Source organism: Streptomyces sp. B15, assembly GCF_018070605.1.
Taxonomy (GTDB): Bacteria; Actinomycetota; Actinomycetes; order Streptomycetales; family Streptomycetaceae; genus Streptomyces; species Streptomyces smyrnaeus.
This window is the reverse complement of sequence record NZ_JAGPXJ010000004.1, coordinates 89737-112162: the sequence shown is the minus strand read 5'-3', so window position 1 is coordinate 112162 and position 22426 is coordinate 89737. Positions and strand designations below refer to the sequence as shown.

Genomic DNA, 22426 nt, shown 5'->3' with positions numbered 1-22426 from the left:
GCGCACCGCCGCACCGCCGAAGGCGGTAGCGTGACCGTTCGATCATGGTCAGGCGCCTCGGCACCGGCGACGGGCGGGGGCCGGGGGCCGGGAACGGGGCACGAGGGTGTACGCGGTAGGCGAGCAGGACGAGCACGACGACATCTTCCCGGTCATCGAGTACACGGGGGACGAGGGCTGCTGGCAGGCCCCGGCCGACCTCGAACGGCGGCTGTACAAGCTGCACGAGGTCGACGAGAGCTACACCTATCTGCGCACTCTGGCCGAGAACGGCGTCTACCACCCGGTGCCGATCGAGCAGGCCACCCGGAATCCGGCCGAACGGCAGCTGCTGACCAGCGAGATCACCGGTTCCGACGGCATCACCCGGACCATCACCCAGGTCTACACCGACGGGCTGCTGCCGCGCCCGCACCCCTATGTCGTCTTCGAGTTCATCACCCTGGGCACTCTCGCCGACATCCTGCCGCCCGAGGTGGACGTGCTCGTCGTCAACGCGGCGACACCCTGCCAGGAGATGTTCCAGGTCGACGACGAGGAGCGGGAGGTGTGGGCGGATCTGCACGAGGAGCTGTTCGACCCGCAGGCGCTCACCGACCGGCTCGTCACCCGCCGCACCGGCGCCCCGGATCCGGGTCCGCTGCTGCACGGCCTGGCCTGCGGAGCGCACCTGTGCTACGGCAACGGCGACCCGTGGAACACCCTGGACTGGCACGGCGCGGGCTACAGCGCCGAGGTCGAACGGCTGGAGGAGAGCTGGGGAATCAGCAGCCGGGAGGACTGGCTGGAGACCCAGCAGCGGTTGCTGGAGTGCGAGGTGAGCCCCTGGTTCTGGGACTTCGTGCTGGGTGCCCGGCTCGCGCTGGAGAAGGAGCACGGCGGTCGCGGCCCGGTGGACGCCGGGCGGTGGCGGGACTGTGTGGAGGCGACCCTGCGGCGGGTCGTTGAGGCGCCCGAGGGGCCTCAGTTCGACGCGTTCCTCGTGGAGATGCGCGGGATGGTCGGCAAGATCCTGCGGTACGAGGCGCGGTTCCGGGCCGACGAGCTGCTCGGGCCCGACGAGGTGGTCCGTACGGTCGCGGCCTGGGATCTGGGCCGGGCCTCGAAGATGGCCCGTTGGGGCCGGGGCGCCCGCTATGCGACCCGCGCGGAGATGTACGACGCGATCGAGCGGGTGAGCGCGGGCGTTCGGAGTACCTACCGCTCCTGGGCCGAGTTCTCGGCGGCGTATGTGATGGGCCGCTGTCTGCACTTCGACGAGGAGCGGTTCGGCGAGTGGTACACCGAGGTGCTGGAGGCGCACCGGGTGCTGCTGCGGGCGTCGGCCGGCCCGTGGCGGACGGTGCCGTTCCAACTGCCGGACTGAGCAACCGTTCCGGCCGAGGGGCCACCCGCGGGTCGCGGTAGGAGACCGGTGGTTTCGCCGATGCGCACCTCGGGTCTGCGCCGGGACAGTGGCCTGCGCAACCGACCCGGACGGGCGCGGCCGGCCACGACGTGGCGGGCCGTGCCGTGTCCTTCGCCCAGCGAGAGGACGCACCCTCCATGCCGCACAAACCCCGACCCCGCCTCCTGCGTACGGTGCTCGCCGCGCTGTTCACGGTGGCCGGGCTCACCGCGACCCAGGCCGTTCCGGCCGCGGCGCAGGCCACGACCCCGACAGCGGCCGCTCCCGCCGCGGCGGCCGAAAACCCGTACGAGCGCGGCCCCGACCCCACCGAGGACAGCATCGAGGCGGTACGCGGCCCCTACGCCGTCTCCGACACGAGCGTCTCGCGGCTGTCCGTCAGCGGCTTCGGCGGCGGCACCATCTACTACCCGACCACGACACGGGACGGCACGTTCGGTGCGGTGGTGATCTCACCCGGCTTCACCGCCACCCAGTCCTCGATCGCCTGGCTGGGGCCGAGACTCGCCTCGCAGGGGTTCGTGGTCATGACGATCGACACGCTCACCACCCTCGACCAGCCCGACAGCCGCGGACGGCAGCTCCTGGCAGCGCTGGACCACCTGACCGACCGCAGCCGGGTCCGGGACCGCGTCGACAGCAGCCGGCTCGGTGTGATGGGCCATTCGATGGGCGGCGGGGGCTCGCTGGAGGCCGCCAAGAGCCGCCCCTCGCTCCAGGCCGCCATTCCGCTCACCGGGTGGAACCTGGACAAGAGCTGGCCGGAGCTGCGCACCCCGACGCTGGTGGTGGGCGCCGACGGTGACTCCATAGCCCCGGTCGCCACCCACTCCGAGCCCTTCTACGAGAGCCTGCCGCGTTCGTTGGACCGGGCCTATCTGGAGCTGAACAACGCCAGTCACCTCACCCCCAACACCCCCGACACGACGATCGCGAAGTACAGCCTGTCCTGGCTGAAGCGGTTCATCGACAACGACACCCGCTACGAGCAGTTCCTCTGCCCCCTTCCCCGGCCCTCGCTGACCATCGAGGAGTACCGGGGCAACTGCCCCCACACCTCTTAGCCGAACGTGACCGGGCGCCGCGGTGACGGCCCGGGGGCGCGGGGTCTCGTCCCCGGGCCCCCGGGCTCTTCCCCGGTAACTGACTCCGCAGTAACCTGCGGAGCGTGACCGGACCGCCGACCGTCCGTGAACGGGCCCGTTCCTGCCGTCTGCTGCCGCTGCTGATCGGCGCCGAGCAGCAGCGCGACCCCGGCCAGGACGGGGCGGAGCTTGCCGTCGTACTGCGCGCCGCCGGTGCGGCGGGGCTGGGAACGGACGCCTTGCGGGCCGCCGAGCAGGCGGGCGTCGTCCGTCCCGAACAAGATCTCCTCCGGCTGGGACCGGCGCCGGGCCGCCACAGCTACGACCAGGCGCCGCTGTCCGAACGGCAGGCCGCGCACCGGCTGTTGGCATGCGCGTACGAGGACGGCACCCGGCCGCTGCCGCTGCTCTACCACCGGGCCGCCGCGGTACTCGGACCCGCCGGGCAGCTCGCCGACGCACTGGCCGACACCGCGGCCCGGCTGGCCGGGCGGCAGCGGGCCGGACACGCGGAGTGCTCGGCGGCGCTCGCGCGGTCGGCCGAGCTGACGGCCGACCGCGCGGTGCGCGCCCGGCGACTGGTCGCGGCCGCCGAACAGGCCCGGCTGGCGGGCTCTCCCACCCGGGCGCACGCCCTGCTGGCCCGCGCCGACCGCACCCCCTCGCCCGAGTCGGCCCGCGGCCCGGCCGAACTCGTGCGTGGCCTGCTGTGGTTACGCGACGGGCCGGTGGCCGACGCACAAGAAGCGCTGCTCCTCGCCGCCGAACTGCTGGCGGCCGCCGCTCCCGAGGACGCCGCCACGGCGCGGCTGGCCGCGATGGAGGCGGCCTGGGAGCTCGGGGACGCGCCGGGATATCTGGCGGCCGTCGACGGCTTCGCACCGCCGGGCGGCGCGGGCGGCCCGACAGCCCGCCGCGCGGCCCCGGAGGCGGACCCACCGGGCCCCCTGCGGCCGCAGCGGTCGGCGAGCGCGGCGGCGCGGGCCCGGCGCCAGGTGCGCACCCCGCAGCCGACCCGTTCGCTCATCAGTTACCGCACCGGCATGTCGGCCGTCCTGCGGGGGCGCCCGGCCGAGGGCCGCGTCCCGCTGCGGCGGCTGCTCACCGCGGAGGACGGGCCGGGGGACGAGCCCGAGGAACTGCTGCGCGCGGGCGCCGCCGCGCTCGTCGTCGGGGATGTCGCCGCCGCCGCCCGGCTCAACGCCCGTGCGGCCGCGGTGGCCCGCGCCCGGGGGCTGCACGTGCTGGTCGCCCGTACGTGGGAACACCTCGCCTACGCCGAGCTGCGGGCGGGCCGGCACGCGCGGGCCAGGGCACACGCCGAGGAGGGGCTGCGCGCCGCCCACCGCACCGGCCAGCGGAACATCGCGGCCCACCAGCACGCGATCCTGGCCCTGGTCGGGTCGGTGGACGGTGACGCGGCCGGGGTGGCGGAGCACGCGCACGCGGCGCAGGAGGTGGCGGGCCGGCACGGTCTGGCGCAGGCGGCGACCTTGGCGCAGTGGGCGCTGGCGCGTGCGGAGCTGAGCCGGGGCCGGGTGGCCGAGGCGGCGGCCCGGCTCGGACCGCTGGTGGGCACCGGGCCGAGGCGGGGCCACTTCGCGGTGCGGATGCTGGCCGTCCCCTGCTTCGTGGAGGCCGCTGTGCGCTCGGGCCGTAGCGGGGCGGCCGAGGCGGCGGTGGCCGAGTTCGCCGACTGGGTGGCGCAGGGCATCGACCCGCAGGCCGCGGGCCAACTCGCCCGCTGTCGCGCCCTGGTGGACGAAGCGCCCGGCAGCGAGCCCCTGTACGCGCGGGCGCTGGCCGAGCACGAGCGCTCCGGCGGGGACTTCGAACGCGGCCGCACCCAGCTGCTGTTCGGCGGCTGGCTGCGGCGCCGGCGTCGGCCCCGCGACGCTCGCGGGGTGCTCACCGACGCGCTCGTCTCCTTCGAGCGGTGCGGGGCGCGGGCCTGGGCCGAGCAGACCCGGGCCGAGCTGCGGGCGGCGGGGCAGGCCGGAGCCGACCCGATGCCGGGGCCGCTGACCCGGCTCACCCCGCAACAGGTGCGCGTGGCCCGGCATGTCGCCGAGGGCGCCACGAACCGGGAGATCGCCCTCCAGCTGTCGGTGAGCCCCCGCACCGTCGATCACCATCTGCGCAACATCTTCGCCGCGCTCGGGGTGCGGTCGCGGGTGGAGCTCTCCCGTGTGATGACGTTCGGCGACGGTGCCGGGTGAGCGACCGCGGTCAGTCCCGGACCGCCGCGACCGCCTCGATCTCCACCAACTGGTCGGTGTAGCCGAGCACGGTGACCCCCAGCAGCGTGCTGGGGACGGCGTGGTCGCCCATCGCGTCGCGGTAGACCTCCCAGGCGGTCACCAGGTCTTCCTGGCGGGCGGTGGCCACCAGGACCCTGGTGCTGATCAGGTCGCCGAGGTCGGCGCCCGCCTCACCGAGTGCGGTGCGCAGGTTCTCGACCGCCCGGGCGGCCTGCCCCGCGTAGTCGCCGACGGGGCCGACGGTGCCGTCGGCGGCCAGCGGGCAGGCCCCGGCGAGGAAGATCAGCCGGGCGTCGCAGGGCGCCGTGGCCGCGTAGGCGTACTCGGCCACGTCGGAGAGGGTCTGCCGGGGCAGGCTCCCGGCCGGAGTCGGGGGGAGGATCAGGGACACTGCTCGCGGCACGGGGTTCCTCTCGCAAGGTACGGCTGGGCCCGACCGACTTCAGCGCAGTGCCGCCGCCCCCGCAACCGGTTATTCGCGCCCGGCGGATGCCGGCGCCCGCCTCCCGGGGCGGCCCGGCCTCAGCCGCCCAGATTCTGCTTGAGGCGGCCGATCAGGTCCGCGTCGCAGAAGTCCAGGAAGCCCCTGGGGTCCGGTCCGGCGTTCATCAGGACCAGGCGGTCGAAGCCGGCCTCCGCGAAGGGCTGGGCGACCTCCATGAAGCGCTGCGGGTCGTTGCCGCAGGCGAAGCGCTGCCGGATGTCCTCTTCGCGGATGTGCGCCGTGGCGGCCTCGAAGTTGACCGGGTTGGGCAGTTCGCTCATCACCTTCCAGCCGGCGAGTGCCCACCGGAAGTACTTGAGCGCCGACTGGGCGCCCTCGCTCTCGCTCTCCGCCCAGGCCATCGGCACCTCGGCGTAGCCGGGTCCGGTGCCGCCCGCCTCCCGGTAGTGGCGCACGATCTCGGGTTTCTCCTCGGTGGCGAAGATCGCGTCGCCGAGTTCGGCGGCGATCCGGCTGGAGGCGGCACCGCTGGCGGCGACCGCGATCAGCGGCTGCTCCGCGGGCAGGTCGAAGATCCGGGCGTCCTCCAGGCGGAGGTACTTGCCCTCGTAGGAGCGGTAGCCGCCCTGCCACAGCAGGCGGATGATCTCCAGCGCCTCCCGGAACCTGACGTGCCGCTCGGACACCGCGGGCCAGCCGTCACCGGTCACATGTTCGTTCAGCCGTTCGCCGGAGCCGACGCCGAGCACGAAGCGGCCCTCGGAGACGAGCGCCATGGTCGCGGCGGCCTGGGCGACGACGGCCGGGTGGTAGCGCATGCTGGGGCAGGTGACGCCGGTGACCAGCTGGATGCGTTCGGTCTTGGCGGCGATGGCCCCCAGCACGCTCCAGGTGAAGGCGGAGTGGCCCTGCTCGTCCAGCCACGGATGGTAATGGTCGCTCATCTCGACGAAGTCGAATCCGGCGGCCTCGGCGGCGATGGCCTGGCGGATCAGTTCCTGGGGGCCGTACTGCTCGGTGGCGAGCTTGTAGCCGATCTGCATGTGTACTGCTCCTTGGTCGCTCTCCCCCCTCGGGTACCTCCACTTCCTTTCGCACACTCCCACCGTCCCCCGGCCAGCGAGGGGTGTGACACGGCGGATGCGGGGAACCGCCGGATACCGACACCTCCGTCCGAAGGAGACCGGGCATGGACACACTCTCCGACCTGTCGGTGCTGGTGACAGGCGGTTCGCGCGGGCTGGGGCTGCTGTTGGCCCGGCAATGCGTGGAGCGGCGCTGCGACGTCACCATCGCGGCACGTGACCAGCAGGAGCTGGACCGCGCCGTCGGGCTGCTGCGGCGCAGGGCACGCGACACCAGCGTGACCGGGCGGGTGTGCGACGTGACCGACCGGTCCGCCGTCCACGAGCTGGTGGAGAACACCGCGGCCGACCAGCGGGGCCTGGACGTGGTGATCGCCAACGCCGGGAACATCCAGGTGGGGCCCGCCGAGGAGTCGGGCACCGAGGGGTTCCGCAGCGCGATGGACACCATGTTCTTCGGCGCGCTCCACACCGCGATGGAGTCCCTGCCGCAGTTGCGGGAGAGTCCGGCCGGCGGCCGGCTGGGGCTGATCGGCTCGGTCGGCGGACTGCTGCCGGTGCCGCATCTGCTGCCGTACTCGTGTGCGAAGTCCGCCGTCGCGGCGCTCGCGGAGGGGCTGCGTGCCGAGCAGGCCGAGCACGGGGTCAGCGTCACCGCCGTCCATCCGGGCCTGATGCGGACCGGCTCGCACCGCCAGGTGGAGCTGTCCGGCGACGAGGGCAAGGAGTTCGCGTGGTTCGCCACGCTGGCGGGACTGCCGGGGCTGTCCATGGACGCGCTGCGGGCTGCCGAACGCATCGTACGGGCGCTCGAACAGCGCCGTACGCGAGTGGTGCTCACCCCTGCGGCGCAGCTGGGCGCCAAGGCGTACGGGGTCGCCCCCACGCTGGTGACCCGCACCAATGAGCTGGTGTCCCGGCTGCTGCCCGAACCGGACGACTCCGGCCGCGAGGGCCGCTCCCGCTGGCAGTCCGCGGTGAGCGCACTCAACGACCGCGCGGCGCGGCGCCTCAATCAGACAGGCGCGTAGGACCGCGCCCCGGAGGGGCGCGCGGAACTGCGCGACAAGCCACAAGCAACGCGCACCCGGGCAACCGCCGAGACCCCGACGGCGGAGCCGTGCCCGTAAGGACCTGGAGGACACATGAGGGCTCTCACCTATCAGGGCAAGCGCAACGTCAGCGTGGAGACGGTGCCCGATCCGGAGATCACCGAGCCGGACGATGTCATCGTCCGCGTGACCACGAGCGGCATCTGCGGCTCCGACCTGCATCTGTACGAAGTGCTCGGGCCGTTCCTCGGCCAGGGCGACATCCTCGGGCACGAGCCGATGGGAGTGGTCGAGGAGGTCGGCCCCGAGGTGGCCGGGCTCTCGGCCGGGGACCGGGTGGTGGTGCCGTTCAACGTCAGTTGCGGCACCTGCTGGATGTGCGGCCAGGGACTCCAGTCGCAGTGCGAGACCACGCAGGTACGCGAGTACGGCACCGGCGCCGCTCTGTTCGGCTACAGCAAGATGTACGGCCAAGTACCCGGTGGCCAAGCGGAGTTCATGCGGGTGCCGTTCGGCAACCATCTGCCGGTGAAGGTGCCGGACGGGCCGCCGGACGAACGGTTCGTCTATCTGTCCGACGTGCTGCCCACGGCGTGGCAAGCGGTCGCCTACGCCGACGTTCCCCAGGGCGGCAGCGTCACCGTGCTGGGGCTGGGCCCCATCGGGGACATGGCCACGCGTATCGCGCAGCACCAGGGCGCGGAACTGGTCATCGGTGTCGATCTGGTGCCCGAGCGGCTGGAGCGGGCCCGCGCCCACGGCGTACACACCCTCGATCTGCGCGAGCACCACGACCTCGGCGCCGCGGTGCGGGAGCTGACCCAGGGCCGGGGTACGGACGCGGCCATCGACGCGGTCGGCATGGAGGCGCACGGCGCGCCCGTCGCCAAGGCCGCGCACCAGGCGGTCGGTCTGCTGCCGGACGCGGTGGGCGCCAAGATGATGCAGCGCGCCGGTATCGACCGGCTGGCAGCGCTGAACGCGGCGTTCGACGTCGTACGGCGCGGCGGTACCGTGTCGATCTCGGGCATCTACGGGGGCGCCACCGACCCGCTGCCGATGCTGAAGCTGTTCGACAAGCAGATTCAGCTGCGCATGGGCCAGGCGAACGTCCGCAACTGGGTCGACGACATCCTCCCCCTGCTGACCGACGACGACCCCCTGGGCGTGGACCACTTCGCCACCCACTCGCTGCCGCTGGAGCAGGCGCCGAGTGCCTACGGCACGTTTCAGCGCAAGGAAGACGGCATGGTGAAGGCCCTCTTGAAGCCTTCAGCGACCTAGCGTTCCGGGGAGGGGGTGCCCCTTGCTGCCGCCCGCAGTCCGCGGACGTGTTCTTGGCCTGTCGCGCAGTTCCCCGCGCCCCTGAGGGATGCTCCCTCTCGCTGCGGGACGCGCCCCGAAGGGGCGCGGGGAACTGCGCGCGCGACTACAGCGGACCCCGCAGTGCGCAACGGGCAGCAAGGGGCACCCCCTAATCGCGTAGGTCGCGGAGGCGGCGGAACTTGCCGACCGAGCGCTCGATGGTCTCCGGGTCGACGATCTGGGCCTCCACCGTGACGCCGATGCCCTCCTTGACGCGGCGCACAATGGTTTCCGCCGCATCCGCGCGCTGAGCGCCCGTGGCGGCGGCCCGCGCCTCCACCAGCACACTGAGGTGATCCAGCCGGCCCTGCCGGGTGAGCCGCAGCTGGAAGTGCGGGGCCAGCGCCGGGATCTCCAGCACGATCTCCTCGATCTGGCTGGGGAAGACATTGACGCCGCGCAGAATGATCATGTCGTCGCTGCGGCCGGTGATCTTCTCGATACGGCGGAACGCGGGCCGGGCCGTCCCCGGCAGCAGCCGCGTCAGATCGCGGGTGCGGTAGCGGATGACGGGCAGTGCCTGCTTGGTGAGCGTCGTCAGCACCAACTCGCCCCGCTCCCCCGAGGTGTACGGCTCCTCCCCCAGCGGGTCGACGATCTCCGGGTAGATGTGGTCCTCCCACAGGTGAAGACCGTCCTTGGTCTCCACGCACTCCTGGGCGACGCCCGGTCCCATCACCTCCGACAGCCCGTAGATGTCCACCGCGTGCAGGGCGAACCGCTCCTCGATCTCGCGCCGCATCGCCTCCGTCCACGGCTCCGCCCCGAAGATGCCGACCCGCAGCGAGGTGCCGCGCGGATCGATGCCCTGCCGCTCGAATTCGTCCAGCAGGGTGAGCATGTAGGTCGGCGTCACCATGATGATCTCGGGCCGGAAGTCCTGGATCAGCTGAACCTGCCGTGCCGTCATCCCGCCGGAGGCCGGAATGACGGTGCAGCCCGCCCGCTCGGCGCCGTAGTGCGCCCCCAGCCCGCCGGTGAACAACCCGTAGCCGTAGGACACATGCACCTTGTGGCCGGGCCGCCCACCCGCTGCCCGTATACAGCGCGCCACCAGGTCCGCCCAGGTGTCGAGATCGCGCTGGGTGTAGCCGACGACCGTGGGGCGCCCGGTGGAACCGCTGGAGGCGTGGATACGGCGTACGTCCTCCATGGGCACGCCGAACATCCCGAACGGGTAGGTGTCGCGCAGGTCGGCCTTGGTGGTGAACGGGAACTTCGCCAGATCGTCAAGGGTGCGGCAGTCCTCGGGTCGCACCCCTGCCGCGTCGAACTTCTTGCGGTACAGCTCCACGTCCTCATACGCGTGCCGCAGCGTACTGCGCAGCCGCTCCAGTTGGAGTCGCCGCAGCTCGTCCGTGCTCAGCAGCTCACCGTCGTCCAGCAGTTCGTCCATCTCGCCGTCCCCGTTCACTTCACCGGCGTCGCCGTACGGCTGCGTCCCCGGAACTCCGCGATCACCTGCTCGCCGCGCGCCACGGTGACGTCGTAGGTCCCGCTGCGGCCGTGTCGCGTGCGCTCCTGCGCCACGGCCGGCAACTCGTCACCCTCCCAGGCGGGCGCCACAAAGGTGATGTCCGCCCCTGCCGCCACCGTCACCGGGCCATGGCTGTTGCAGGCGCAGGCGGACCCGGTGTCCGCGAGGAGGAAGAGATAGCCGCCGTGGGCCGTCCCATGGCCGTTGACCATGTCGGCCCTGCCCCGCATCCGCACGGTCGCACATCTCTCACCCGCTTCGCATGAGGCCGATGCCCAGCGCGGCGGAGGCCCGGTCGGCACCGAGTATCGCGGCCACGGGCCAGGACCCGGTTCCCGCACCGTTCCCCACCTGCGACCTCCCGCCTCCGGCAGACACCGACCGACCATTCGGTGCGCCCAGTAATCCAGCGCGGGGTCCGGCCTGTCAAGACGGCTGCAGTGCTCTCTTCGGCAAACCGCTCGTCTCCATCCGCGACCGGGAACCAAACAGCCGCGAGACGGCGTGGAACGACACGTTCAGGTGTTCGTGCCCCGACTGTTCCGGCGGTGAGGGGAACGGCCGGCGATACGGGGCGGAGGAGAACGGCGGGCAATGGCTCTGACCTTGGAGATAGCCGCGATGCGTGCGGGGGACGGAAACCCAGGCGCGCTGCTGGGCGAGTTCCGGCGCACCGCGGTGCTGGTGCCGGCGGGCGGCCAGGACGCAGGTCAGCTGCTGACCCGGTCCTTCGGCGGGGTGCGCTGGATTCTCGCGTTCACCGACGAGGCGGCGCTGGCCCGGTTCGCGCGGGAGCCGGGCAGCGGCGGCTCGCCGGGCGCCGAGTGGCCGTATGTGTCCGTACTGGGTGCCCGGCTGCTGGACGCCGTGATCCCCGCGCTGGACGGCCCCACCGGCGTGTCAGTCGACATCGCCGACCAGGACGGCTCCATGCTCTTCCCGCCCGTGCCGGGCATCGTGCCGGACGAGGTGGCCGTGGGCGGAACCGGCGATACCAAGAGGCAGCCGGTCTGATGGGCAGCGGCGGCGGCAAGGACGACGGCGTCAACTGGAACGAGGAGTCCCTCGGCCTCATCGAGAAGGGCCTCAAAGGCGCCATCGACGAATTGAAGGCATCCGGCAGTTCCGCGACCTCCTCCCTCCAGGGCGCCGGTTTCGAAGAGCTGTCCCTCACCGGGATGGAGGCCGGGGACGGCGGGGTGGCCGTCGACTTCGAGGACTTCTGCGAGAAGTGGGAGTGGGGCGTACGCGCCCTGGTGCAGAACGCCAACGGGCTGGCCGAACGGCTGGGCCTGTCGGCGGGCATGGCCTACGAGGAGGACCAGTACGCAGCGGGAGCGCTGAAGGTGGGCCTCAACTCCATTCTGGTGACCGGCAATCCGCATGCCACGGAGGAGGAGATCACCAAGCAGGGCTGGGGCGACATCGTGAAGCCGGATGCACCGGACTGGAGCGGGGAGTCCTGGGACAAGGCGGGCGAGGACATCAAGCAGGACTGGAAGGACACCGGCCGGGAGCTCACCACCAAGGGCCGGGGCGGAATGTACATGGACATGGCGCAGAGAGCGTCAGGTATGAGTGACGAGCAGATCGAGGCCGAGCGGGACGAGTGGTTCGGCCCGTCGCCGGAAGAGCGCGCGGCGGCGCAGCAGCAGCAAGGGGGTCAGGGCTGATGGGCTGGGATCTGGTCCCGGATTCGTGGGAGGACAAGGCCGAGGATCTGACCGAGAAGGTCGGTGACGGCGTCGAGGGGTTCGGCAACTGGACGGCCGACCGTATGGACGACGCCGGCTGGGAGTCCGGCGGGGACTGGGTACGGGACAAGTCACGCTCGGCGGCGAACCGGATGGGCGCCGAGACAGCCGAGTTCCAGCTGGACGAGACCGAGGACCCCAAGAAGCTGGTCTTCGGCAGCCCCAGCAAGATCCGCTCCACCGCCACGCATCTGAGGAACTTCAAGACAGCCTTCGACAAGGTCGTCAAGGGCCTCAAGGGTCTGCACAAGGGGACGCTCAAGGGCAAGGCCGCCGACGCGTTCTGGGAGAAGGTCGGCCTGGAACCGGCCAAGTGGATCAAGGCGGCCGACGCCTGCGAGAAGGCGGCAGGTGCGCTGGAGGACTTCGCCCACACCGTGGAGTGGGCCCAGGGCCGGGCCCGGGAGGCGGTCGCCCAGTACAAGGACGACAAGAAGGACGAGGCGAAGGAGACGCTGCAGGAGGCGCGCACCCAGCGCAACACCGCTGCGGCCCGCGCCCAGAAGGCGATCAAGGCAGCCCGGGACGCGGCCCCGCCCAAGCCCGACTACTGGGACCAGGCCGGTGACGGCCTGGAGGGCCTCAAGCTGGACGCCGTCCACGTCTCCGGCGGCATCGTCAAGGGCACCGCGGGGCTGGTCAACTTCGTCCGCAGCGTCAACCCCGCCGACCCCTACAACCTCACTCACCCCGCCGAGTACGTCACCAACCTCAACTCCACCGTCACCGGACTGGCCCGGGTCGCCAACGATCCCGTCGGCACCGGCAAGAAGTTGTGGGACACCTTCCAGAAGGACCCCGCCGAAGGCGTGGGCCGCCTCATTCCCGAACTCCTCGGCACCAAGGGCGCCGGGGCCGCGATAAAGGCCGGGCGGGCGGGAAAGCTGACCAAGCTCGCCGACGACCTGCCCGGCGGGCGGGGCGCTCTCGACGGCAAGGGCGCGGAGGCCGCCGCCCGGGGTGCGAAGGAAACCCCGTGCAAGGGAACCGACCCGGTGGACCTGGCGACGGGTCGGATGTATCTGCCGCAGACCGATCTGTCCCTGCCCGGCTCCCTGCCGCTGGCGTTCACCCGTCGCGCGGAGTCCGGCTACCGGCTCGGCCACTGGTTCGGCCCGTCCTGGACCTCGACGCTGGACCAGCGTCTGGAGGTCGACGCGGAGGGCGTCGTCTTCGTCGGCGAGGACGGCCGGCTGCTGGCCTTCCCCCACCCGGCGCCCGGGGTCCCCACACTGCCGACGGCCGGTCCGGTGCGGATGCGGCTGGAGCGCACACCGGACCACGGCTACACGCTCACCGACCCGGACACCGGCTGGGTGCGGCACTTCGGACCCGCCCAGGGCGGGCCGGACGCCGAGGACGACGGTGTCGCGCGGATCGAGCAGCTCACCGACCGCAACGCCCACAGCATCACCTTCGAATACGACACGCAGACCGGCGCGCCCTCCCGTCTCGTCCACAGCGGCGGCTACGCGGTGGCGCTGACCGTCGAGGACGACCGGGTGACGGCGCTGTCCCTCGCGGGCGCGGACGGCGGCACGACGGTGATGCGCTACGGCTACACCGACGGCAATCTGACCGAGGTCACCAACTCCTCGGGCCGCCCGCTGCGCTTCGAGTACGACGACGAGCAGCGGATCATCGCCTGGACCGACACCAACGGCCGCCGCTACGACTACGTCTACGACAACCTGCACCGCGTCATCGCCGAAGGCGGCACCGCGGGCCATATGCAGATCCGCATCGACTACGACGGCACCGACGAAGCCACCGGCCACCGGGTCACCACGGTGACGACGCGCGACGGAAGCGCGACCCACCACCTGTTCGACGAGCGTGGCCACTCCATGGGCCAGATCGATCCGCTGGGCCACCGCACCCGCATCGAACGGGACCCGCACAACCGGCCGCTGACGCACACCGACGCGCTGGGCCGGACCACGACGCTGGGTTACGACGCGGAAGGCCGCCTCGCTTCGGTCACCCACCCCGACGGTGCCACCAGCACCATCGCCCGTGACGCGCTGGGCCGCCCGGTCGCCACCACGGAGCCGGACGGATCGGTGTGGCGCCAGGAGTGGGACGGCTACGGCAACCGGATCTCGGCCACCGACCCGGCGGGCAACACCACGCGCTACACCTACGACGGTCGCGGCCACCTCGCCTCAATCACCGACCCCCTGGGCGCGACCACCCGGGTGTGCTGCGGCCCGGCGGGCCTCCCCGTGGAGATCACCGACCCGCTGGGCGGTGTGACCCGCTACGAGCGCGACGCGTTCGGCCGCCCCGTGCGCATCACCGACCCCACGGGCGCCGGAACCGAGCTGGAGTGGTCCGTCGAGGGCCACCCTCTCCGGCGCACCGGCCCGGACGGCATGACGGAGCGCTGGGAGTGGGACGGCGAGGGCAACTGCGTACGCCATCTCAACGCGGCGGGCGCCGAGTCGGTGTACGAGTACGGCGACTTCGATGTCCTGGCCGCTCGCACGGACCCGGACGGGGTGCGCTACGAGTTCGCCTACGACGCCGAGCTGCGCCTGACCCGTGTCACCAACCCCCAGGGGCTGACCTGGGACTACACCTACGACCCGGTCGGCAGGCTGATCGCCGAGACCGACTTCGACAACCGTACACGCGGCTACGAGCTCGACGCCGCGGGCCAGCTGACGGCGCGGATCAACCCGCTGGGTGACCGGATCAGCTACGAGTTCGACGCCATGGGCCGGATGACCCGCAAGGACGCGGCGGGAAAGGTGACCACGTTCGCCTACGACGCGGCCGGCCGGCTGGCCGAGGCCGTCGGCACGGACGCGGAGGTGCGCTTCCAGCGCGACAAGCTGGGACGCGTCAAGGCGGAGATGGTCAACGGCCGGGTGGTGACCCACACCTACGACACGCTCGGCCGCCGTGTCCGCCGCACCACCCCCACCGGCGCCGTCTCCACCAGCACCTACGACGCGGCGGGCAGCCGCACCTCGCTGACGATCAACGGCCGCACCCTCGGCTTCGACCGCGATGCGATGGGCCGCGAGACGGAGCGCCGCATCGGTGACGCGGGTCTCGCCCTCCGGCAGCTGTGGGACCCGGCCGGACGGCTGACGGACCAGGCCCTGTCCCTGGCCGGCTCCGACCCCGTCCAGCAGCGCCGCTACTCCTACCGGCTCGACGGCCACCTGACCGCCGTCGACGATCTGCTGGCCGGCACCAGCACCTTCGACCTGGACGCGCTCGGCCGGGTCACCGCCGTCAACGCACGCAACTGGACCGAGCGCTACGCCTACGACGAGGCAGGCAACCTCACCCACGCCTCGTGGCCCGCCGAACACGCGCCCGAGGCCACCGGCGACCGCGCCTACGACGGCACCCGGGTGACCAGAGCGGGCAGCGTCCGCTACGAGCACGACGCGGCCGGCCGGCTCACCCTGCGCCAGAAGGCCCGGCTGTCGAAGAAGCCGGACACCTGGCGGTACACCTGGGACGCCGAGGACCAGCTGACCGAGGTCACCACCCCGGACCGCACGGTCTGGCGCTATCTGTACGACCCGCTCGGCCGCCGCACCGAGAAGTGCCGGATGGCGCCCGACGGCGAGACGGTGGTGGAGCGCACGGTCTTCACCTGGGAGGGCTCGACCCTCATCGAGCAGACCACCACCGGCACCGGCTCCTCGACGCCGGTCACCCTCACCTGGGACCACGAGGGCGACACACCACTCAGCCAGACCGAGCGCCGCCTGGACCAAGCCACCCAGCGCGAGATCGACGCGCGCTTCTTCGCCATCGTCACCGACCTTGTCGGCACCCCGACCGAACTCGTCGACGAGAGCGGCGAGATCGCCTGGCGCAGCCGCGCCACCCTGTGGGGCACCACCGGCTGGCGCGCCGACAGCACCGCGTACACCCCGCTGCGGTTCCCTGGCCAGTACCACGACCCGGAGACGGGCCTCCATTACAACTACTTCCGCCACTACGACCCGGAGACGGCGCGCTACGCGTCACCGGACCCCCTTGGTCTCGCCCCCGCGGCGAACCCGGCCGCCTACGTCCACAATCCGCAGGCATTCGTGGACGTTCTCGGGCTCGCCCCCGGCTGCGGACCGTCGCTGAAGGACCGGATCAAGGGCCTCTTCGGCCGCGGCGCCCGGGACGAGGCCCCGGCACCCGAGCCACCCCGCGAGCCGCTGGCCCTGCCTCCTGGCCGACCCGACATCGGCGAACCCGCCACCCTGTACGGCCCCTTCCACCGGAAGGGCTCCCCCACCCAGACCCCCGAGGTGGTGCAGCAGGTGCTGGACAGCGGTGAGCTGTGGGGGCGTCTGCCGCGTACCGGCACGGTGGAGGCGGCTCAGGCGCACGTCGGCCCGCTGCCGGCCGATGCCGTGCCCGGCAGCTTCGAGTTCTACACTTCGGTCCAGCCGACAGGGCTGTCGCACATGACGGGGTACTCCAGCTGGGAACTGGGAGGCCCAGGAGTCGGACATACATTCCACAACGGCGAGGACTTCGCCCGCATCCCGGTCTTCGTCACGGAGGTGAGATGACGATGGAGCGCGTCGACGCTGCACTGCTGCGCCGCAATGCGCAGGTCGCGTATCTGGACCTGAGTACGGAAGAGGCCGTACGGCGCTGGGGCGAGCCCGAGGTCACCTGGGATGACCTCGGGCCGTGGAACACCTTCGTCTTCCGCCTCGCGGACGGGACCCTGGCCGGGCTGGTACGCGAGGTCGAGAACGCGCCGAAGCCGGGGTACTTTCTGATCTCCGACGGTGACCCCGCCGAGGTGCTGCCGGTCTTTCTCTCGGAGGCCGACTTCGATGAGGGCCGCGTGCTGGAGCGGTACCCCGGGTGATCCCGGGGAGGGGGTGCCCCTGCCTGCGGCTTGCGGACTGCGGGTGTGTTGTGGCTAGTCGCGCAGTTCCCCGCGTCCCTGGCGGGGCGCGTGTGCGATGAACGCCGACCAGGCGGCCGGCGTGATGCAGAGGGAGGGGATGGTCGTGTCCTTGGAGTCCCGGACGTGGACCGCTCCGGGGAGGGTTGCGACCTCGACGCAGTCGTCTCCTTGAGGGCTGCTGTAGCTGCTCTTGAACCAGTTGAGCTCGGCGTCCTTGCTCATAGCGCTCCTCGCATTCGCTTCAGCAGGCTCAGGGAATCTGCCGGGGTGAGAGCCTGTGAGCGCAGTTTTGCATACCGCATGTGCAAGCGGCTGAGTGCGCCGTCGTCAGTGATGAGTTGACCGGTCTCTTGTCCTTCTACGTAACCGAACCACCGATGTTCGGGCGTCTCCAACAGCCGGAACGGCCCTGCCACGCCGGCATGTCCGTACGGCTGCACCAAAGGCATGACCTGGAGTTCCAGCGACGCGATGTCAGCACAAGCGATCAAATGGTCGAGCAGTTCCCGAGCCACTTCGTCCCCACCCGTGCGGCGCTCCAACACGGCTTGCTCAAGGATGAAGCTGAACGTGACCGGCCGCTTCCGAGTCAACAACTGCTGCCGTTCCAGCCGATCCGCAATCAGCTCCTCAATCTCTTCCTCCGTCGGCAATGGCGGCGTCCCTAGGATCAACGCCCGCGCATACGCCTCGGTCTGCAAGAGCCCCGGGACCACTCGGCTCTCGTAGGTGTACAGGCTGAGCGCCGTGAGCTCCATCTTGGCCAACTGGCGGAACCAGGCGGCGATGCCGTTGCCCCTCGACAGATGCTTCACGGCTTCCCTCAGGGCACCACCCGCGTCGAAGTCCCGCTCCGCCCGTTCAATGAACCGAGGGGGAGGAAACCTCCGTCCCTGCTCGACACCCGCACACGTACTTAACGAGTAGCCGGAGCGCTCGGCCCACGCCTCCTGCGTGAAGCCCGCACGTTTACGCAACTGCTTCACAACGGCGCCGAATGTACAGAGACTGTCCGAACGTTCTGGCTCCCTCCCTCCACCGCCGCGCTCTTCCTCACCCTCGTCGTAGTCGGCCACTTCCGGCCACCTCCCTGTGGCGGGGGAACGTCCCCAACTCACCCAGGGTTACGGGCCATTGCCCGCACTGTCCACACTCCGCACCCCTACGCTTGCGCAGCGTAGGGGTTGCTGAGCTGGTCGCGGGAGGCTGCCGAGGGCCAACGTGACGGCCATGTATCAGCGTCAGCCACTCTCTCCGGCTCGCTCGGCCGCTACCGAGCGTATGTTCGTACAGCGGTTCTCCGCCACCCGGCGGGGCGCCCGCCTGGCGCGACTGCTCGCGCTGCACCAGTTCGACGCATGGGGACTCCCCTACGGCAGCGAGCGCAGCGACAACGCGGCTGCCGTCGTCGCCGAGCTCGCCGCGAACGCGGTACTGCACGGGCGGGTGTCCGGGCGGGACTTCGAGCTGGCGCTCAGCCGCCCGCAGGGCTCCGTGCTCATCGAGGTGACGGACACGCTGGGTGAGGCGGCACCGCCGGCGACCGCGCCGACGTGCCCGGGGCCGGACCAGGAGTCGGGGCGTGGCCTGCTGCTCGTCGCGGCGCTGGCGGCCGACTGGGGCGTACGCGCCCGCACGCCGGCCGCTCCCGGGAAGACGGTCTGGGCCCGGTGCCCGGCCTAGCGGGCCCGGTCCCGTCGGCGCTGTAGCCTTGCTGGCCTGTTGCCGGGGCAGCCCCGCCCACGGCGTGAGACGGCACGAGGGACCCATGCACGACAGCCGCCGCCAGCTGCCCCAGCTGCTGACCGAAGCCCGGCGCTGGTTCGAGGACGGCTTGCTGGCGGCGCTGGAGGCGGCCGGTGCCGCGCCGGTCTCCCCGACGCAGGCGCAGCTGTTCTCCGTGCTGGACGAGGCGGGCACCACCGTCTCCGAGCTGGCCCGCCGGATGGGCGTCACCCGGCAGACCGCGCACCAGGCCGTCCACAGCCTGGTCGCCGCAGGTCTTCTGGAGCAGGCCCCCGACCCGGCTTCGGCCCGTCGGCGTCTGATCCGCCGTACCCAGGAGGGCGCCCGGGTGCATGCCCGTGCGGAGCGGGTGCTCGCGGCGCTGGAAGGGCGGCTCGCCGAGCGGATCGGTGCGGAGCAGGTCGCGGCGCTGCGGGCGGCCCTGGAGGCGGCGTGGGGCCCGCCGCCCGACGTGCGGCCGGAGTGAGGCCGTCACTCGTACGCCGCCGTCCCGCTTGCACCGGGCCATGGGCGTACGGAGGGTGGGCGCGAGGGTTCCGGCGAGAGGAGCGTCCATGCCACGCCTTGGCGGGCCGCGTTGCCGAGCCGGTCTGGCAGCCGCCGCACTGGCCCTGGTCACGGCCGTGAGCGGATGCGGCGGCGACGACGACTTCAATCTGCCGGACTGGGACGCCCCGGGCCAGAACGCCCGCGTCGGGGACCTGATGCTCAGGTACGCGCATCTGGCCGAGCCGCGCGACGGGCCGTGGCGGGCGGGGGACGACGTGCCCGGCTATGTCCGGCTCTACAACAAGGGCCAGAAGGACGACAAGCTGGTCGGCGCCAGTTCGCCGGCCGCCGCCTCCGTGCAGCTCGTCGGGCCGGACGGTGAGCCGCGCGGGGACGGTGTGCGTCTTCCTGCGGGCAAGCTCGTCGGGCTGGAGTCCGGCAAGAACCACCTGCTGCTGCGGGACCTGCGCAAGCAGGTCAGGGGTGGTGAGTACATCAAGATCACCTTGCGGTTCCGGGACGCCGGGTCGACGACCTTCAACATCGCGGCGCAGCGGCCGCAGTACGACAAGAGTCCCTCGCCCACCGAGTGACCGCACCTCAGTGGCGACTGCTGCGGCGCCGGTCGAGTCGGCGCCATCGCGCCCTTGTCCAGGCGGCGGCCAGCAGCACCAGCGTCCGCAGCCCGATCACCACAGGTGGGAGGAGGTAGGCCATGGACGACCATGTGCTGCCCCGTTCGAGCCTGTCGGTGGGCAGCGGGTCGAGTCGGCCACGGGGGTCGTAGGTGACCTGGATGCGCTCGCCTTCGTCGGCGCGCTTCTTCTTCAGCGTCATCGAGTCGGGCCGCCCGGCGGCGCAGTCGAGCTTGTGCTTGTAGTCGATGGTGGTGGTCGTGTGGGTGATTCCGTTGCTGTCGGTGTAGGTGCTCTCGTGCACCTGCCGGTCGACGTCCAGCACCGTGCAGCGGGTGGCCTTCCCCCGGCTGCGCAGGGTTTCGTCGTCCACCGCGGCGGCCACCCCGAGCACGGCGCCGGCCAGCAGCACGCTGGTCAAGATCGCCACGAGCGGCTGGAAGGGGTGGTCCGGGTCGGAGAGGAAGCCCGTGCCGAAAGCGCCGAGGAAGGCGATGATGACCAGCGCGTTGCCGACGTACACGCTGCTGTCCGGTCCCCCGTTGACGGCGTACGAAGCGCCTCCGTAGGCCATGCCGACGATGAGCAGGGGCGCGCCGACGGCCCCCATCGCGTGGAAGAGCACCACCGGCCATCTGCGTCGCCGCGTTGTGTGGACGTACACAGCAACCACCCCCTGTCGCAGAGGGTTTACCCCGTGTGGCGTTCAACCGCCAGCTTTGGCCAGTTTTTCGGCAGCCTCCGTCAGCTCTTCCTCGTCCCAGCGGTCCCGCTGCCAACGGCGCTCGGGCCACCGCCACTGGTAGCCGGCCAGCAGCGGCAGGACATCCGCCAGGGTGTGTTCGGCGCGGCCGAGCACCTCGCGGGTGACGACCAGCGCGGAGGCGGGCGGCACGTGCCCGGTGAACAGCCGTTCCAGCACGGCAGGCAGTCCGTCTGCGGCGTATGTCGTACGGCACTCGTCGGTCAGCGGCGCAAGCCATCTCGCGTACGACAGATAGCAGGCCGACTCCCCGTCGGCGCCGTCCAGCGCAAAGGTGGGGGCGAGGGCGCGGACGAGGCGCTGCCCGCCGTCGAGGGCGGGCACGGGCAGCCCCGGGTACTCCTTGGTGAACTCCGACCAGTCGGTGCTGCCCACCTCGTACCCGAACCCGTCCAGGAACAGCGGATTGCGGTCGTAGTAGCCGTGGTCCACACCGCGGAAGACGGCACGCAGCAGGTCGAACGGAAGGGAGACCCGCGCGTCCTCGGCGAGCAGGACCGCGTCATAGAGGTCCTTCGCCTCGGGGTGCATGTCGCTGGCCAGCCACAGGATCTTCCAGGCGAGGGAGAGTTCGCGGGTGGCCGCGCGCACGGACAGCGGCGCGTCGTCGGCCGCACCCTGCGGGCGGGGTATCGCGGTGGGGACGGCGGGCGCGGGCAGGGGCTCGTTGAAGACGAAGTCCAGCTGGACGGCGCCGCCGGGCGGCAGGCCCTCGGCCGTCCACGGGATGACCAGGCGGCGCCCCGGCACCCGGTCGTACGTCCAGATCTCATCGGTCACCGCGCCCCGCGCATCCAGCCGGACATCGCCGTCCGCCGTGCGGGAGCCGAGGTCGGCACGGCGGGCGAGGTCGTCCAGCATCCGGCCGGTGCGCTCGTCCTCCAGCCGCCAGTCCGCCGGCTCCACAACGAAGTCGAGGTCCCCGGGCTCCCGCGCGGCCGTCCCGTACCAGACGCGCAGCAGCACGCTGCCGCGCAGCACCAGGTGTGCGCGCCACGGCGAGTCGGCGACGGCGGCCAGCACCAGGTCCAACGCCCGGCGGCGTGCCGCGTACCAGCGCTCGCCGGTGGCCGCGTCGGCGAACTGCGGGTTGCCCAGCCGCATCGCCCTGGCGTGATGCAGGGCCGACGGGTCGAAGACCGCGCGCTGCACGACGGCTTCGCCCCGCACCGGCCGCAGGGTGGGGGGCAGTGCGAGACCGTTGCGGGTCGCTTCGTCCGGGGGCTGGTGCGGCACCGCCTTCTCCGGGGGCCAGGGGCCGTCTCCGAGTCCCTCCCACTGCGAACCGCTCATGGCCGTGCCCCTTCCCCCTCGTCGATCCATCCGGCGTCCAGTGTCTGAGCGCTGTCGTGGACCACGAACTCCCGCTCCACCGAGAGGGTCTCGTACCCACGAGCGGCCAGCTCGGCAAGGAGCGCTTCCAGCCGCCGCCCCGCTGTGGCGCTGCCGACCTCGCGGCAGCGCTGGGTGACGAACTGCTCCCGCTGCCCGTCGTCGCGCACACGGCGGGCGTTGCGGGACAGATGGGCGGCGTGCCGGACGGCGCACCGAGCCGGTCCGGCCGGGTCGGCGTCCGGCGGCAGGAGCAGCTTGACGTGGTGCTCGAAGTAGTACCCGGGGCCGAGCGCCGCTCCCTCGGCGTCGGTGGCCGGCACCCCTCGCGCCCAGGGTGCCGCCTCCACCTTGACGCGCACGACCGGGCAACCGGCGGCGGACAGTTCGTCGGCCGCCGACCGGGCCGCCGCCAGCGCCGCGCCCACGGTGCAGTGCCCGACGGTGAAGGTGGCCATCGGCTGGAGGGGAGTGCGGCCCCGGTCCAACACGATGCAGGCGTACTTCCATCCCCGTCCGGCCGCGTGGGCGGCGAGCGCTCCGGAGCCCACGGCGGGGCTGGAGCCGTCGACGGTCAGATGGATCTCGAACTCGCCCGCGAACACGTCCACGGAAGTGTCCACGGAAGCGAGCCCGGGCGC

Annotated in this window: 20 protein-coding genes and 1 pseudogene; 12 read left to right on the top strand and 9 right to left on the bottom strand. The window is 71.9% G+C overall.

Annotated features, from left to right (window positions below):
• Window positions 1–106 precede the first annotated feature (106 nt).
• The 3 genes from KBY19_RS03880 to KBY19_RS37430 all read left to right on the top strand — a co-directional run bounded on the left by KBY19_RS03880 (window position 107) and on the right by KBY19_RS37430 (window position 4712).
• The gene (locus KBY19_RS03880; RefSeq protein ID WP_099885262.1) at window positions 107–1366 is read left to right on the top strand and encodes a DUF1266 domain-containing protein; all 1260 of its coding nucleotides are present in this window, start codon (window positions 107–109) and stop codon (window positions 1364–1366) included.
• Between the two features lie 179 nt (window positions 1367–1545).
• Entirely contained in the window at window positions 1546–2472 is a 927-nt protein-coding gene (locus tag KBY19_RS03875) for a dienelactone hydrolase family protein (protein ID WP_099885261.1), read from the top strand.
• Between the two features lie 104 nt (window positions 2473–2576).
• A complete protein-coding gene (locus KBY19_RS37430; RefSeq protein ID WP_307843429.1) occupies window positions 2577–4712 on the top strand; it encodes a helix-turn-helix transcriptional regulator in 2136 nt (711 codons plus the stop codon).
• Window positions 4713–4722: 10 nt separating this feature from the next.
• Here KBY19_RS37430 and KBY19_RS03865 read toward each other — a convergent pair whose 3' ends face one another.
• Both KBY19_RS03865 and KBY19_RS03860 read right to left on the bottom strand, forming a co-directional pair.
• The gene (locus KBY19_RS03865) at window positions 4723–5136 is read right to left on the bottom strand and encodes a RidA family protein (RefSeq protein WP_180289965.1); all 414 of its coding nucleotides are present in this window, start codon (window positions 5134–5136) and stop codon (window positions 4723–4725) included.
• Between the two features lie 140 nt (window positions 5137–5276).
• The gene (locus KBY19_RS03860; RefSeq protein ID WP_099885259.1) at window positions 5277–6242 is read right to left on the bottom strand and encodes a TIGR03557 family F420-dependent LLM class oxidoreductase; all 966 of its coding nucleotides are present in this window, start codon (window positions 6240–6242) and stop codon (window positions 5277–5279) included.
• 146 nt (window positions 6243–6388) lie between these two features.
• On the opposite strand from KBY19_RS03860, the gene KBY19_RS03855 reads away from it, so the two are divergent.
• The gene (locus KBY19_RS03855; protein ID WP_099885258.1) at window positions 6389–7315 is read left to right on the top strand and encodes an SDR family oxidoreductase; all 927 of its coding nucleotides are present in this window, start codon (window positions 6389–6391) and stop codon (window positions 7313–7315) included.
• A 114-nt stretch (window positions 7316–7429) separates the two neighbouring features.
• On the top strand, window positions 7430–8620 hold the full coding sequence (locus tag KBY19_RS03850) for a zinc-dependent alcohol dehydrogenase (RefSeq protein WP_099885257.1): 1191 nt from the start codon (window positions 7430–7432) through the stop codon (window positions 8618–8620).
• 190 nt (window positions 8621–8810) lie between these two features.
• On the opposite strand, the gene paaK is transcribed toward KBY19_RS03850, so the two are convergent.
• Both paaK and paaI read right to left on the bottom strand, forming a co-directional pair.
• On the bottom strand, window positions 8811–10097 hold the full coding sequence (paaK, locus tag KBY19_RS03845; RefSeq protein WP_099886905.1) for a phenylacetate--CoA ligase PaaK: 1287 nt from the start codon (window positions 10095–10097) through the stop codon (window positions 8811–8813).
• Window positions 10098–10111: 14 nt separating this feature from the next.
• A pseudogene (gene paaI / locus KBY19_RS03840) lies at window positions 10112–10529 on the bottom strand (hydroxyphenylacetyl-CoA thioesterase PaaI).
• A 243-nt stretch (window positions 10530–10772) separates the two neighbouring features.
• Here paaI and KBY19_RS03835 point away from each other — a divergent pair.
• From KBY19_RS03835 to KBY19_RS03820, 4 genes are read left to right on the top strand one after another with little or no spacing between them, the layout of a single operon-like run.
• Window positions 10773–11192 carry a hypothetical protein gene (locus KBY19_RS03835; RefSeq protein WP_099885256.1) on the top strand — a complete coding sequence of 140 codons (420 nt, stop codon included), beginning with the start codon at window positions 10773–10775 and terminating at the stop codon, window positions 11190–11192.
• Window positions 11192–11851 carry a hypothetical protein gene (locus tag KBY19_RS03830; protein ID WP_099885255.1) on the top strand — a complete coding sequence of 220 codons (660 nt, stop codon included), beginning with the start codon at window positions 11192–11194 and terminating at the stop codon, window positions 11849–11851. Before KBY19_RS03835 ends, KBY19_RS03830 begins: the two co-directional genes overlap by 1 nt.
• Window positions 11851–16470, top strand: coding sequence for a putative T7SS-secreted protein (locus tag KBY19_RS03825; protein ID WP_210965154.1), 4620 nt, complete (start codon window positions 11851–11853; stop codon window positions 16468–16470). The genes KBY19_RS03830 and KBY19_RS03825 overlap by 1 nt, the downstream gene beginning before the upstream one ends.
• Entirely contained in the window at window positions 16467–16778 is a 312-nt protein-coding gene (locus KBY19_RS03820) for a hypothetical protein (protein ID WP_247690562.1), read from the top strand. Before KBY19_RS03825 ends, KBY19_RS03820 begins: the two co-directional genes overlap by 4 nt.
• 54 nt (window positions 16779–16832) lie before the next feature.
• Here the strand turns inward: KBY19_RS03820 and KBY19_RS03815 are convergent, their stop codons facing one another.
• Together KBY19_RS03815 and KBY19_RS03810 are read right to left on the bottom strand one after the other, a co-directional pair.
• Window positions 16833–17042 carry a DUF397 domain-containing protein gene (locus tag KBY19_RS03815; RefSeq protein WP_210965153.1) on the bottom strand — a complete coding sequence of 70 codons (210 nt, stop codon included), beginning with the start codon at window positions 17040–17042 and terminating at the stop codon, window positions 16833–16835.
• Entirely contained in the window at window positions 17039–17896 is an 858-nt protein-coding gene (locus KBY19_RS03810; RefSeq protein WP_099885251.1) for a helix-turn-helix transcriptional regulator, read from the bottom strand. Before KBY19_RS03810 ends, KBY19_RS03815 begins: the two co-directional genes overlap by 4 nt.
• A 205-nt stretch (window positions 17897–18101) precedes the next feature.
• Between KBY19_RS03810 and KBY19_RS03805 the strand changes: the two genes are divergently transcribed.
• The 3 genes from KBY19_RS03805 (at window position 18102) to KBY19_RS03795 (ending at window position 19648) form a co-directional block, all read left to right on the top strand.
• Complete coding sequence (locus tag KBY19_RS03805; protein WP_210965151.1) at window positions 18102–18503, top strand: ATP-binding protein; 402 nt, start codon at window positions 18102–18104, stop codon at window positions 18501–18503.
• A gap of 85 nt (window positions 18504–18588) precedes the next feature.
• Window positions 18589–19032 (top strand): MarR family winged helix-turn-helix transcriptional regulator, encoded by a 444-nt coding sequence (locus KBY19_RS03800; protein WP_210965150.1) that lies wholly within the window; start codon window positions 18589–18591, stop codon window positions 19030–19032.
• Window positions 19033–19120: 88 nt separating this feature from the next.
• The gene (locus tag KBY19_RS03795) at window positions 19121–19648 is read left to right on the top strand and encodes a copper chaperone PCu(A)C (protein WP_210965149.1); all 528 of its coding nucleotides are present in this window, start codon (window positions 19121–19123) and stop codon (window positions 19646–19648) included.
• Between the two features lie 7 nt (window positions 19649–19655).
• Here KBY19_RS03795 and KBY19_RS03790 read toward each other — a convergent pair whose 3' ends face one another.
• Genes KBY19_RS03790 through KBY19_RS03780 form a run of 3 tightly spaced genes read right to left on the bottom strand, consistent with a single transcriptional unit; the run spans window position 19656 to window position 22408 of the window.
• Window positions 19656–20354, bottom strand: coding sequence for a hypothetical protein (locus tag KBY19_RS03790; RefSeq protein ID WP_210965148.1), 699 nt, complete (start codon window positions 20352–20354; stop codon window positions 19656–19658).
• 42 nt (window positions 20355–20396) lie between these two features.
• Window positions 20397–21746, bottom strand: coding sequence for a nucleotidyl transferase AbiEii/AbiGii toxin family protein (locus tag KBY19_RS03785; protein WP_210965147.1), 1350 nt, complete (start codon window positions 21744–21746; stop codon window positions 20397–20399).
• Complete coding sequence (locus KBY19_RS03780) at window positions 21743–22408, bottom strand: hypothetical protein (protein WP_210965146.1); 666 nt, start codon at window positions 22406–22408, stop codon at window positions 21743–21745. The genes KBY19_RS03785 and KBY19_RS03780 overlap by 4 nt, the downstream gene beginning before the upstream one ends.
• Window positions 22409–22426 lie beyond the last annotated feature (18 nt).

What these genes read in the sequence shown, in the direction of transcription:
- KBY19_RS03815 (WP_210965153.1), bottom strand. Translation starts at nt 17,042, where the DNA reads ATGAGCAAGGACGCCGAGCTCAACTGGTTCAAGAGCAGCTACAGCAGC.
- KBY19_RS03785 (WP_210965147.1), bottom strand. Translation starts at nt 21,746, where the DNA reads ATGAGCGGTTCGCAGTGGGAGGGACTCGGAGACGGCCCCTGGCCCCCG.
- KBY19_RS03830 (WP_099885255.1), top strand. Translation starts at nt 11,192, where the DNA reads ATGGGCAGCGGCGGCGGCAAGGACGACGGCGTCAACTGGAACGAGGAG.
- KBY19_RS03795 (WP_210965149.1), top strand. Translation starts at nt 19,121, where the DNA reads ATGCCACGCCTTGGCGGGCCGCGTTGCCGAGCCGGTCTGGCAGCCGCC.
- KBY19_RS03855 (WP_099885258.1), top strand. Translation starts at nt 6,389, where the DNA reads ATGGACACACTCTCCGACCTGTCGGTGCTGGTGACAGGCGGTTCGCGC.
- KBY19_RS03850 (WP_099885257.1), top strand. Translation starts at nt 7,430, where the DNA reads ATGAGGGCTCTCACCTATCAGGGCAAGCGCAACGTCAGCGTGGAGACG.
- paaK (WP_099886905.1), bottom strand. Translation starts at nt 10,097, where the DNA reads ATGGACGAACTGCTGGACGACGGTGAGCTGCTGAGCACGGACGAGCTG.
- KBY19_RS03820 (WP_247690562.1), top strand. Translation starts at nt 16,467, where the DNA reads ATGACGATGGAGCGCGTCGACGCTGCACTGCTGCGCCGCAATGCGCAG.
- KBY19_RS03860 (WP_099885259.1), bottom strand. Translation starts at nt 6,242, where the DNA reads ATGCAGATCGGCTACAAGCTCGCCACCGAGCAGTACGGCCCCCAGGAA.
- KBY19_RS03825 (WP_210965154.1), top strand. Translation starts at nt 11,851, where the DNA reads ATGGGCTGGGATCTGGTCCCGGATTCGTGGGAGGACAAGGCCGAGGAT.
- KBY19_RS03805 (WP_210965151.1), top strand. Translation starts at nt 18,102, where the DNA reads ATGTTCGTACAGCGGTTCTCCGCCACCCGGCGGGGCGCCCGCCTGGCG.
- KBY19_RS03800 (WP_210965150.1), top strand. Translation starts at nt 18,589, where the DNA reads ATGCACGACAGCCGCCGCCAGCTGCCCCAGCTGCTGACCGAAGCCCGG.
- KBY19_RS03835 (WP_099885256.1), top strand. Translation starts at nt 10,773, where the DNA reads ATGGCTCTGACCTTGGAGATAGCCGCGATGCGTGCGGGGGACGGAAAC.
- KBY19_RS03875 (WP_099885261.1), top strand. Translation starts at nt 1,546, where the DNA reads ATGCCGCACAAACCCCGACCCCGCCTCCTGCGTACGGTGCTCGCCGCG.